The sequence below is a fragment of the Noviherbaspirillum pedocola genome (genome assembly GCF_016632335.1).
In the GTDB taxonomy this organism is placed as follows: domain Bacteria; phylum Pseudomonadota; class Gammaproteobacteria; order Burkholderiales; family Burkholderiaceae_D; genus Noviherbaspirillum_A; species Noviherbaspirillum_A pedocola.
In genome coordinates, this window is the sequence record NZ_JAEPBG010000004.1 from 469,754 (window position 1) to 480,856 (window position 11,103).

The 11,103-nt window shown below is 64.0% G+C and carries 12 protein-coding genes; 8 read left to right on the forward strand and 4 right to left on the reverse strand.

Features of this window, described 5'->3' with window-relative positions; translation table 11 throughout:
- Nucleotides 1–63 precede the first annotated feature (63 nt).
- Nucleotides 64–978 (forward strand): LysR substrate-binding domain-containing protein, encoded by a 915-nt coding sequence (locus JJB74_RS13070; protein ID WP_200592293.1) that lies wholly within the window; start codon nt 64–66, stop codon nt 976–978.
- A 220-nt stretch (nt 979–1,198) separates the two neighbouring features.
- On the opposite strand, the gene JJB74_RS13075 is transcribed toward JJB74_RS13070, so the two are convergent.
- Nucleotides 1,199–1,948 (reverse strand): SDR family NAD(P)-dependent oxidoreductase, encoded by a 750-nt coding sequence (locus tag JJB74_RS13075; RefSeq protein ID WP_200592294.1) that lies wholly within the window; start codon nt 1,946–1,948, stop codon nt 1,199–1,201.
- 116 nt (nt 1,949–2,064) lie between these two features.
- Nucleotides 2,065–2,553 (reverse strand): TspO/MBR family protein, encoded by a 489-nt coding sequence (locus tag JJB74_RS13080; protein WP_200592295.1) that lies wholly within the window; start codon nt 2,551–2,553, stop codon nt 2,065–2,067.
- A 204-nt stretch (nt 2,554–2,757) separates the two neighbouring features.
- Here JJB74_RS13080 and JJB74_RS13085 point away from each other — a divergent pair, with 204 nt between their 5' ends.
- The 3 genes from JJB74_RS13085 (at nt 2,758) to JJB74_RS13095 (ending at nt 6,325) form a co-directional block, all read left to right on the forward strand.
- Complete coding sequence (locus JJB74_RS13085; protein ID WP_200592296.1) at nt 2,758–3,606, forward strand: hypothetical protein; 849 nt, start codon at nt 2,758–2,760, stop codon at nt 3,604–3,606.
- A complete protein-coding gene (locus tag JJB74_RS13090) occupies nt 3,548–4,150 on the forward strand; it encodes a hypothetical protein (protein WP_200592297.1) in 603 nt (200 codons plus the stop codon). Before JJB74_RS13085 ends, JJB74_RS13090 begins: the two co-directional genes overlap by 59 nt.
- A gap of 84 nt (nt 4,151–4,234) precedes the next feature.
- Nucleotides 4,235–6,325, forward strand: a complete 2,091-nt coding sequence (locus tag JJB74_RS13095) for a TonB-dependent receptor (RefSeq protein ID WP_200592298.1) — start codon at nt 4,235–4,237, stop codon at nt 6,323–6,325.
- 35 nt (nt 6,326–6,360) lie between these two features.
- Here JJB74_RS13095 and JJB74_RS13100 read toward each other — a convergent pair whose 3' ends face one another.
- Nucleotides 6,361–6,624 (reverse strand): hypothetical protein, encoded by a 264-nt coding sequence (locus JJB74_RS13100; protein WP_200592299.1) that lies wholly within the window; start codon nt 6,622–6,624, stop codon nt 6,361–6,363.
- A gap of 341 nt (nt 6,625–6,965) precedes the next feature.
- On the opposite strand from JJB74_RS13100, the gene JJB74_RS13105 reads away from it, so the two are divergent.
- On the forward strand, nt 6,966–7,934 hold the full coding sequence (locus JJB74_RS13105; RefSeq protein WP_200592300.1) for a hypothetical protein: 969 nt from the start codon (nt 6,966–6,968) through the stop codon (nt 7,932–7,934).
- Nucleotides 7,935–7,941: 7 nt separating this feature from the next.
- Here JJB74_RS13105 and JJB74_RS13110 read toward each other — a convergent pair whose 3' ends face one another.
- Nucleotides 7,942–8,574 (reverse strand): SAM-dependent methyltransferase, encoded by a 633-nt coding sequence (locus tag JJB74_RS13110; RefSeq protein WP_325170125.1) that lies wholly within the window; start codon nt 8,572–8,574, stop codon nt 7,942–7,944.
- A 160-nt stretch (nt 8,575–8,734) separates the two neighbouring features.
- Here JJB74_RS13110 and JJB74_RS13115 point away from each other — a divergent pair, with 160 nt between their 5' ends.
- From JJB74_RS13115 to JJB74_RS33250, 3 genes are all read left to right on the forward strand, one after another.
- Entirely contained in the window at nt 8,735–9,463 is a 729-nt protein-coding gene (locus JJB74_RS13115; RefSeq protein ID WP_200592302.1) for an oxygen-binding di-iron domain-containing protein, read from the forward strand.
- Between the two features lie 370 nt (nt 9,464–9,833).
- Nucleotides 9,834–10,820, forward strand: coding sequence for an aldo/keto reductase (locus JJB74_RS13120; protein WP_200592303.1), 987 nt, complete (start codon nt 9,834–9,836; stop codon nt 10,818–10,820).
- 43 nt (nt 10,821–10,863) lie between these two features.
- The coding region (locus JJB74_RS33250; RefSeq protein ID WP_234484143.1) for a hypothetical protein at nt 10,864–11,103 on the forward strand (240 nt) is incomplete at its 3' end.

The following is an 11,103-nucleotide window of genomic DNA, read 5'->3' on the forward strand; positions in this document are numbered from 1 at the left end:
CTTTCTCAAACCCAGTGTATTAAGCTTGCGCTTCACCGAATAGCGACGAATATGCACCGATAGATGAAACCAGTTCAGCGATATCACGCATTGCGCCGAGCCTCGATCAAGAGCCTGCAAGCCTTCGAAGCCGCATATCTGCACAAGTCTTTCGCGGAAGCGGCCAAGGAGTTGTCCGTGACCGCATCCGCGGTCAGCCACTCGATACAAACGTTGGAAGAAGTGCTCGGCACGCTGCTGTTCGAGCGCGCCAAGCGCGGCGTGACCCCGACAGAAGCCGGGGCGAGGCTGTATGCGGTGATACGCCGCTCGTTCGCCGATATCGATGAGGAAATGCGCGCCATCCTGGACCGAAGCGAGAAGCCGCAGGTGGTGACGATACAGAGCGCGCCGAGCTTCGCGGCGATCTGGATCATGCCGAGATTGCCAGCCTTTTTGCTGGCTAACCCGGGGCTGGATGTGCGGCTGTGGGCAGTGCACGAGGCGCCGGATTTTTCAAGCAACGGCATTGATATCGCCATTACCTATGGCAAGCCGCCGGCATCGGCCGGCGTGCGCGTGGAACCGATCGCCGCGGACGAGCGCTATGTGCCGGTATGCAGTCCCGGCCTGGTCGCCGGGCATGTGTTGCCCATGGATCCCGCACGCATCGAGGACTATTACCTGATCCAGAACGATGTGTCGCTAGCGTCCTGGGACAAGTGGGTGGATCGCTATGCGGCGGGATGCATCAGCCCGGTGCGAGGTCTGCGGCTGGACCGCGCCTTCATGACGCTCAGCGCCGCCGAGAACGGATTGGGCATGTGTGTGGAAAGCACCGTGCTGGTTCACGACTACCTGGAAACGGGAAGGCTGATCATGCCTTTCGGCGATCTGGCATTGCCTTTTACGGCGCATCACCTCGCGGTGCCGAAGAGTAAGGAAGAGCTGGAGTCGGTGCGCAGGGTGCTGGGGTGGATACGGTCGTGGATGGGGTGAGGGAGCATTCGGCGTAGATTGGGCTCACAAGCTCAACATCGGACGTCTGCTGGCCGCGAGCATATCCGGCTTATCAGCCCAACCCACGAAATACAATGGACGCCGCGTCAATGCGTGAGACCCGTAGGGTGGGCGCAGCCGACGCGTTCATCCTTATGCAGAGACCGCGTGGGCTGCGCCCACCCTACGAAGCCATCCGGCGATGGGACTGTTCGCCGCCTCAATGAATCAGCATGCCGCCATTTACATCCAGCGTGACACCAGTGCAATAGCTCGACAGATCGCTTGCAAGAAACACCACCGCGCCGGCGATGTCATCGGCGCGGCCCAAGCGCCCCAGCGGTATGTCGGAAGCGATTTCGCCCTTGCGCTCTTCGGTGAGCTTGCCGCGAATGATGTCGGTGGCGATCAGTCCCGGCGTGATGCTGTTGACGCGGATGTTGTCGGCGCCGAATTCGCGCGCCATTGCACGCGCAAGGCCAAGCACGCCTGCCTTGGCCGCCGAATAATGCGGCCCGCCAAGGATGCCCCCGCCGCGCTGGGCCGACACGGAAGAAGTGCAGATGATCGAGCCGCTCTTCTGCCGCTGCATCGCCGGCAGCACCGCTTGCGACATCAGCAGCGTGCCGCGCAGGCTGACGTCAAGCACCGCGTCGTAATCGGCCGCCGAGATGTCGAGCGTCTTGCGCGGCTGGGTAATGCCGGCATTGTTGAACAGCACGTCGATGCGGCCATAACGCTGCAGCACGGCCTGCGTGGCTGCTTCGCATTGCTCTTTGTTCGTGACATCGGCGACGATGCCGATGTGCTCGGGCCCGAGTTCCGCCGCGGCTGCGGCCGGATGGGCCGAGTCGAGATCCAGGATGGCTACGCGCGCGCCGTGCGCGGCCAGCATGCGGGCGGTGGCATAGCCCAGGCCATTGATGCCGGCGCCGCCGGTGATGATAGCCACGCGATCTTGCAACAACATGATGTGCTCCTCGTTTGTTGTGGGATGGATGACGAGATGCTCGGCCATCCGTGAGCTCCCGGCAAACGAGAAAAAGTCAGCGGTGCATGAACCAGATTCAGCATGCGGCGCGGCATTCAGCCGAGCGCCACGGGATTCATGCGCCATACCGCGCCGCACAGCGCAGTGGCGAAGACCACCCAGCACAGATACGGAAGCAGCAGCGCCGCGGCCAGCGGCCGTACGCGCCGGAACAGCGCAATGGTGGCGACCAGGAGTGCAAGAAGAAGAATGATGTCGGCAAACGCCGCCGCGCCGAGATGCCAGGCAAAGAAAAGCCAGCTCCATAGCGTATTGACCGCGAGTTGAACCACGTACAGCGCTAGCGCGGTTTGCCGGCCGCCATGCTCACGCTCGCGCCAGACCAACCAGGAAGCAATGCCCATCAGCATGTACAGCGTGGTCCACACCGGGCCGAACACCCATCCGGGCGGCGCCCATGCAGGCTGGCGCAGGCTGCCGTAGAACGCGCGCGCCTCGATGGAGGCGATGGCGCCGATGGTTTCAGCGGCGAATGCCAGCAGCAGCCAGCTGAGCAGTCCGAATACTTCTTCGCGCGTCTTCATGGCATCGCTCCTTTGTTCCTGTTTTCGTATTTCGCATTGTCGCAGCGCCTTGCGGGCTGGGCCGCGCCGCATATTGCCCATGCATTGATATAACTTATGCAAACCCATGCTTATTGAATCAATGCATGGTCAACCCGATAATTGTGAAGATCTTGCGGATCAGGCGCCATCCGCCGCGCAGAATAACAGGAAGACAGTCGACCAATGAAGCAGCACGGACAAGGCGGAAAGAACGGCGACAAGGGCGAGCAGTGGCATGCGCTCGATGCCGCAGGCTGCCTGTGGCAGCAGGGAGGCACGGCCGATTGGCTGCTCGCCATCGACGATACCGACAATCTCGAATCGCGGGGCACCGGCTTTCGCGCGCGTGAACTGGCGCTGCTGCTCATGCGCGATGGCCTGGCGCGAGTGCGCGGCATCACGCGGCACCAGTTGCTTGTCGATCCGCGCATTCCCTACACCTCGCACAACAGCTCGGCCTGTCTGGCGCTGGAGCGCATCGTCGCGCCCGAGACCGTATTCGACTTTGCCTGCGAATATCTGCTGCGGGCAAGCGCGGATGGATCGGATGCCGGCGTGGTGTTGGTTGGCAAGAACGACATGCCCGCGGGCATCATCGAATGGGGTCGCAGCGCGCAGCGCATCGTACTGCAGCAGGCGGATGCGCTCGCACTGGCCGCGCGTCACGGCATTCGCATTGCCGGACTCACCGGCACCGGCGGCGGCGTCATCGGCGCGCTGGCCGCGACCGGCCTGCATGCGACCGGCAATGACGGCCGCTTCCTGTGGCTGAAGTCGCTGCGCTCGCTGGCGCAACAGCATCGCAGCGCGCGCGAATTGCTGGAAACGACCGGTGCAATTGCGATGCGCCATCCCAACCCCGATGCCGGCGCTGCCTTCGAAGCGGTGCCGGCCGATGATCTGATCGCGCTAGGCAACTGGCCGCGCGCGGTTTTCCTGCACCACCAGCCTGTCCTTTTCGTGGAGAACAACGATGAACCGGAAATCTGCCCATGGCGTGTCGTCGACCGTGAGCTTATCAAGCGCTACTGAGGTCACGCCGCGGCATGCGCCGCTGTCGCTGCCGGCGCAATACGCGCTGCTCGTCGGCGCTGGCGCGCTCGCGGTCGCGCTGCATCAATCGCTGCGTCTGCCGCTGCATTTGCCCGGTCATCACGGCATCGAATGGTTAGCCATCCTGGTGCTGGCACGGCTGCTTGCAAGCACGCCCGCGGCCGGGCTGGTCGCCGGCTTCGGCGCCGCCGCGACGCTCATGGCACTGTCCGGCGGGGTCGGCATCGATGGCCGCGGCGCGCAGATGCTGACTTATCTGCTACAAGGCGCGCTTCTCGATGCGCTGTTTGCCGTGTCCCTGCGTCTGAGGCTGCGCTGGCTGTGGATCCCCGCCATTGGTGCGGCAGTGCACAGCGTGGCCCCGCTGGTGAAGAACGCGCTCGCGGGATTTGGCCCGGCTTCAGGCGTCGGCTCGCTGATTGATGGCGTTGCTTATCCATTGTTCACGCACGCCGTGTTCGGCGCAGCCGGCGCACTGATCGGCCTGGCTATGCATGCCACGTCGCAACGCATGAAAACTTAATCCGTCAATAGCTGCGGCGCACGCCGCGGTATCCCCAGCCCCCATCCGCCGCCCGCATCGCGGTCGGAACACCCGAGGAATGTCTTGAAGAATCGCATTCGTACGTCATGCGGCCTGTCCGCGCTTGGCCTTTTGCTTGCCGCCCCATCGGTCAAAGCCGATACCCAGCCCGACACGCTGGGCGAAGTCCAGGTCGTATCGCCACGCGCAGCCCTGTCCGCGGAACAGACGTCGACTCAGTACCGCATCAGCGCAGAGGACATCGCCGAGCGCGGCTACAAGACGCTGGATCAGGCGCTGACACTGGTGCCGGGGTTGAATGTGCGCACCGGCGGCGACGGCACGCCGCGCATTGATATCCGCGGCTTGCGTACCCGCGAAATACGGCTTCTGATCAATGGCATACCGTTCAATGCGGCGGGCGACGGCCAATTCGATCCGACCACGATCACCTTGGCGCAGGTTGCGGAAATCCGTGTCATTACCGGTGGCGCCTCGCTGCTGTACGGTGAAGGCGGCACCGCGGGCGTGATCAACGTCATCACGAAACGCGGCGCGGACAAGACTTCGGGCAGCGTCGATTTGCGCGCCGGCAGCGGCCATGACCGCGAAGCAGCCGCCAGCCTCGGCGGCGCCAGCGACACGGTGGACTGGTTCTTCGCCGCGGAACATCGCGCGCGTGATGGCTTCAATCTGCCGAGCTCTTTTGCAGGCACTGCCACGCAAGGCTCGGGATTGCGTGTCAACAGCGATCGTCGCTTCGAGAGCTTCAACGGCAACATCGGCTGGACGCTCAACTCCTCATTGCGGCTGGGCCTCAATCTCAGCGCCGGTAACGGCGCCTTCGGCCATCCGCCCAGCGTCGCCGCCGCTGGTGATCCCTTCGGCCAGGTTCCGCATTACGACCGCACCGACAGCATCGCGCAGAACGCGGTGCAGATCTCGGCCGACTGGGCCCTGGATAACAGGACGAGGCTGCGTTCGTGGATCTATGAAAACTACCGACGCCAGGAAGACAAGCGCTACGACAATGCGGCCGGCGCGCTGCTGGTGTCGACCGCGCAGAGCGGCGGCTACGCCGAAAGCTCCACCAGCAAGGTGTCCGGTCTGCATGCGCAGCTCGAGCGTGCCCTCGACGACCGTGCCTCGCTGAACTTCGCGCTCGACACACGCCGCGAAAGCTACGGCAACAACGGCATCATCCGCGATGTCGCCTCTACAACCACAACGGCCACGACAGCCAGCGGCTCCGGCGGCGGCAAGGGCAATGGCAATGGCAATGGCAGCGGACGCAACAGCAGCGCCGCCGCGACGACGACAAGCTATGGCCTGCGCAGCTACGGCCTCGATGCCGCTTCCTGGGTGGATTCGGCCGTCGCCGAATACGACCTGAAGACCGGCGCGGCGAGCGGCATCCTGGCCGCGCTCGGCTGGGTGCGGCAACGCCGTGAGAGCACCGGCGATGAATCGGCGCCGATTGCGTCTCTGGCCGGGCACCTGGGCCTGAGCGATGCACTCACGGCGCGCGCGAGCCTCTCGCGCAAGGTGCGCGCGCCGAGCCTGGTGCAGCTGTATGACACAGGGAACGGCAATCCGGATTTGAAGATGGAACGCAGCACTGCGGCCGAGGCGGGACTGAACTGGAAATGGAGTGCCACGACGAGCGCCGATGTGGCAGTGTTTTCCTCGCGCATACGCAATTTCATCCAGGACGACGGCATCACCGGCCGCCTGACCAATACCAACCGCTATCTGCTGCAGGGCATGGAGACCAGCCTGGCCACCGCGCTGACCCGGCAATGGCGGCTCGGCGCCGGCTATGCCTATCTGGATGCGCGCGACGAATCGCCGGCATCAACAACCGACGTGCTGCAATACCGTCCGCGCCACAAGCTGTCGCTGAATTCGAATTACCGCTTCAATGCGCGCTCGTCGCTGTCGGTGTCGGTGGTGCATGTGCGCGGCGAGCAATACTTCTCGCGCTCGGGCAGCTTCCAGACCGCGTCGTTGCCTTCATCCACCGTGGTCGATACCCAATACAACCATGCGCTGGACGGCGTGCCGATCGAGCTGTACATCGGCGCGCGCAATCTGCTCGACAAGCTGTATTCGACCAGCTACGGCTTCCCGCAGGAGGGACGCTTCGTGTATGCGGGGATGCGCGCGAGATTTTAAGTTGACGCTGCGCCAGGCCGTATGCACGGCGCTGGTCACCCAGCCTTCCCCCCGGCCTGCAGCAGCCGCAGATTCAACACGAAATTCTCCAGCGACAGCTTGACTAGCGAAGACACGATCACGTAATCGCGCTGCTCCTCGGTCATCGGCTTGATATTGGTTTCATAGTGTTCCATCACGGAAGACGCGATGAGCTCGGTGGCCTGCTGCTCGTCCACATTCAGCATCGCCCAGTCGATCGGGTCCGCCCCTTCAATCTCGGCAACGAGTTCCTGCACCAGCTTTTGGTTCAATGCCATGTCATCGCCCTCAAACAGACTTGAAGTTGGCGCCGGGGTCGCCGGCGCCCTTGCCATCCTAAGCGATCGGCGTGCCCTCTGCCCCGTAATCCGACAGGGCGGTGACATTTTTCCGTTTTGCATTTCTTTTCGGAACCTTTCGCCGAGATCAACACTCCAATGCCTCCGTCCGCCCAACTCATCCGTGCGGCTCTATGATGATTTCGATGCGTGCCCTTCATTCCCGCCCTTTTGCCATTCCATCCAGCCAGCGCCAAGCTCTGCGTGCGGCCCTGCGTGCATGCGCGCTGGCTTCATTGTTGGTCGCACCGCTTTGCCATGCGGCGCAGGACCGATTGCTCATGGGAAGCGATGCCGATAACCTGCCTTCACTGCCCGGCGAGGCGCGCGCGGAAAAGCCGACGCCGGTAAAGGTCGATACCGGCACGATCACGCTGCGCGAGCGTTCCTTCGACGACGTGCTCGGCGTGCGGGTCGACGGCTACCGCGCGCTGGCGCCGTCGGTGGCGCTGGAACGCGGCTGGCTGTTGAGCGATGACGTCGGCGTCGGTGGCTCAGCGACGGTGCGCAGCGGCGCTTCGGAACTGCTGCTCAATGGCGTTTATGCGCCGCGCCGCGATGTGCTGATGCGGCTGTCGGTGTCGCAGCTGCGCGCCGGGCGCATTGCTACCTACAGCGGCACGGAAGCCGAAACGGTGCAGCAAACCTCGTATGTATCGAGCATCAACAAGCTGTGGAGCAAGAGCCGCTATCTGCCGGAAGCCGGCTTCGCGCTATTCTCGGCCCGCGCCGACGGCCTCGACAGGTCGACCATGATGAGCGAGGGCCTGCAGACCGGAACCATGGCGGGCTATATGGTGAAGCTGGCCGCACGGCCCATGCCGCGCGCCAGGATCGAGCTGAGCTACCAGACCCAGGACATCCTGTACGGCTACGATCCGGCGGATCTGACGCATGATCTGCAGGCCTCGGCCAGCGTCAATTATGCGCAGAGCTTTGACGATTGCAGCCAGATCCAGGGCCGCTATACCGCCGGCGTAGGCGTTGCCGAGGCCGATCTGCGCTATCAGTTCGGCGCCTTCAATATCGGCGTGCTGCAGACACGAAGCGCCTCGTGGAGCAATACCGCGGTTCGCGTCGGCTATTCGATTCCCCTTGGCGCAGCCACGACGAAAACGGCATCCTGCGCGGCGGCGCCTGTCCATGCGTCGCCCTTCGGCGCCATCGTTGACGCGGCAACCGCGCGCTCGCCCTATCTGCCGAGAGCGCCGTTGACCAGAACCGTGGCTCCGGAAGACAGCAGGGGCTGAACCGTCGTCAGCGCACCGGTCTTTGCGCCACCATCCCGACTAGCGCCGATGGCCCGTTGTGGCGCTTGCCTTCGCGCAGTTCTTCCTCCCAGGCGCGCAGTGAGAGGATGTCGAGCTCGTGGAACGCATCGCGCAGCATGTCCTCGGTGTACAGATGATCGAGCCGGCCCGGACCGCCGGTATTGAACTCGAGCTGCTTGGGCGTGTACCCCTGGAGGATCAGATACCCACCCGGACGCAGGCTGGCGACCATGTTGGCGAACAGGCGCGCGCGCAGCGCCGGATCCGCGAACTGCACGAAGATGGCCGCGATCAAGTCATAGGTTCCTGCCTGCCAATTCCAGGCATCGCAATCGCGGACATGGAAATTCACCATGACACCGGCATCCGCGGCCAGCCTGCGCGCCTTGTCGACGCCAACCGGCGAGACGTCGAAAGCATCGACCGCCAATCCCTGCTGCGCCAGCCACACGCTGTTCCTGCCCTCGCCATCGGCCACGGCCAGCGCGCGCATGCCGGGCATCAGCAAGTGGCGCTGGCTGGCGAGGAAGGCATTCGGCGCGGTGCCGAACACATAATCGGGTGTGCTGTAGCGCGCGTCCCAGGTCTGTGCTGGCTGGTCGAACGGGGAATGTGACACGATGTCTCCTTCTGATCGGGCGAGCGCTGCGCGCTCGTTCATGCAACGATGGCTTTGTGGTAGCACAAGGGGGCAAGCCGTGATTCGCTGATCCTATGCAATAACGTCCCGCATCGCTCCGTGATGCGGGATGACCATTCATCCTAACCGAGGAACCGCCATGAGCGTCACGAATGCCTCTTCCGGAACCAATGTGCATGAAATCGCCGACGGCATCTATCGCATCAATACTCCGCTGGATGCGGTGCCGGGCGGGTTTTCCTTCAATCAGTACCTCGTCGTCGATGATGAGCCGCTGCTGTTCCATACCGGGCCGAGAAAGCTTTTCCCGCTGGTGCTCGAAGCGGTCGAAAGCGTAATGCCCGCCCAGCGCTTGCGGCATCTCGCGCTATCCCATTTCGAATCCGATGAATGCGGATCGTTGAATCAATGGCTGGCGATTGCGCCGCAGGCCGCGCCGATGTGCAGCCGCATCGCGGCCATGGTTTCGGTGAACGATTTCGCCGACAGGCCGGCGCGCGCCATGGCCGACGGCGAAATCGCGCACCTGGGCAGGCATGCGCTGAAGTGGATCGATGCGCCGCATTTGCCGCACGGCTGGGAAAACGGCTTTCTGATGGATACCGTCACTGGCACGCTGTTCTGCGGCGATCTGTTCACGCAGGGCGGCTCGGGCGAACGCGCCCTGACCGAGGACGACATCCTGGATCCGAGCGAAGCCTTCCGCAAGCCTATGGATTATTTCGCGCATGCGGCCAACACCGGGATGCTGCTGGAACGCTTGGCGTGCGAGGCGCCGGGGACGCTTGCCTGCATGCATGGCAGCGCCTGGCGTGGCGATGGTGCGAACCTGCTGCGCGCGCTCGGCGAGCGGCTTGCGGCGGGCTAATCCCTTCACCCCTGGCTCTTGCCCGGCGGAAGGCGCCATGTCGGCGCGCAAAACGCCGTCGTCACGCGCGCGCCGCGCCGGCCCGCCGGGCGCACAATGCGCTGGCCGCGGGCGTCTGCGCGCGCAGCTCAGCGCTGTGCCGCAGGTGTGAAGGTCCGCGCCGCTCGCCAGCGTATGGTCGGAAGCATCGCCCGACACAGCGGCACGGACATAGCAGCCGGGGTAACGCCCGGCCGGCCGCGGCACTTCGCATGATTGCCGCCACGCTTCGCCACGGAACCGACGCACCGCGAGCTTGTCTTTCAGCAGCGCGGGATGGCACGGCGCCGCCGCATCCATGCACCGACGCACACCCATGAAAGGATGACGAATGCAGAAGCGCAAATTGGGACAGCAAGGATTGGAAACCTCGGCGCTCGGCCTGGGCTGTATGGGCATGTCCGAGTTCTATGGGCAGGGCGATGAAGCCGAATCGATCGCGACGATACACCGCGCGCTCGAGCTGGGCATCAACTTCATCGATACCGCCGACATGTACGGCCCCTTCACCAATGAAGAATTGGTCGGCAAGGCGATCCGCGACCGGCGCGACGCGGTCGTGCTGGCGACCAAGTTCGGCAATGTGCGGGGCCAGAACCGCGAATTCCTCGGCATCCGCGGCGATGCCGACTATGTGCGCCAGGCTTGCGACGCTTCATTGAAGCGCCTGGGCGTGGACCATATCGATCTCTATTACCAGCATCGCGTCGACACCAGGGTGCCGATCGAGGAAACCGTGGGCGCAATGGCCGAGCTGGTCAAGGCGGGCAAGGTGCGCTATCTCGGACTGTCCGAAGCGGCGCCGGCGACGATACGGCGCGCGCATGCGGTGCACCCGATCAGCGTGCTGCAGACCGAGTACTCGCTGTGGAGCCGCGATGCCGAGGCCGAGATATTGCCGACAGTGCGCGAGCTCGGCATCGGCTATGTCGCCTACAGTCCGCTCGGACGCGGCTTTCTCACCGGCCAGATCCGTCGCATCGAGGATCTGCCGGCCGACGACTATCGCCGCAATGCGCCGCGCTTCCAGGGCGAGAACTTCCAGCGCAATCTCGACCTCGTGGCCGAAGTCGAGAGCATGGCGCGCGCGAAGAACTGCAGCGCAGCGCAACTGGCGCTGGCCTGGGTGCTGGCGCAGGGCGAAGACATCGTGCCGATTCCGGGCAGCAAGCGCCGGCGCAATCTCGAGGACAACGTCGGCGCGCTGGACGTACGCCTCACGCCTGAAGATCTGCAGCGCCTAGACCGCATCCTGCCGCCGGGCGCAGCAGCGGGCGAGCGCTATGCCGCGCCGCAGATGCAGGCTTTGAATCGGTGATGTAAATCGCGGATGCAACGGGCGGCAATAAGGCGAACTGCCGTTGCCGTTGCAGTTGCAGTTGCAGTTGCAGTTGCAGTTGCAGTTGCTTTTAATCCCGTTGATCGCGCCGTGGCGCCGGGCCCTGAAGCGGATAAGGTGCGGCGTCTGTTTGATCGAAGCGCAGCGTAGCGAGTTTAGCCGCGCCCCGCTTCAGGGTTCGGCGACACGGGAACCCCGCGCAGCGGGGCGCGATCTCCGGGTCGCCTTTTCTTGGTTACTTCTTTTGGCGAGCAAAAGAAGT

Bases quoted from the DNA above. Each gene is read 5' to 3' on its own strand.
- JJB74_RS13080 (WP_200592295.1), bottom strand. From the start codon at position 2,553: ATGAAGACGCGCGAAGAAGTATTCGGACTGCTCAGCTGGCTGCTGCTG.
- JJB74_RS13120 (WP_200592303.1), top strand. From the start codon at position 9,834: ATGCAGAAGCGCAAATTGGGACAGCAAGGATTGGAAACCTCGGCGCTC.
- JJB74_RS13075 (WP_200592294.1), bottom strand. From the start codon at position 1,948: ATGTTGTTGCAAGATCGCGTGGCTATCATCACCGGCGGCGCCGGCATC.
- JJB74_RS13100 (WP_200592299.1), bottom strand. From the start codon at position 6,624: ATGGCATTGAACCAAAAGCTGGTGCAGGAACTCGTTGCCGAGATTGAA.
- JJB74_RS13090 (WP_200592297.1), top strand. From the start codon at position 3,548: ATGAACCGGAAATCTGCCCATGGCGTGTCGTCGACCGTGAGCTTATCA.
- JJB74_RS13105 (WP_200592300.1), top strand. From the start codon at position 6,966: ATGGGAAGCGATGCCGATAACCTGCCTTCACTGCCCGGCGAGGCGCGC.
- JJB74_RS13085 (WP_200592296.1), top strand. From the start codon at position 2,758: ATGAAGCAGCACGGACAAGGCGGAAAGAACGGCGACAAGGGCGAGCAG.
- JJB74_RS13070 (WP_200592293.1), top strand. From the start codon at position 64: ATGAAACCAGTTCAGCGATATCACGCATTGCGCCGAGCCTCGATCAAG.
- JJB74_RS13115 (WP_200592302.1), top strand. From the start codon at position 8,735: ATGAGCGTCACGAATGCCTCTTCCGGAACCAATGTGCATGAAATCGCC.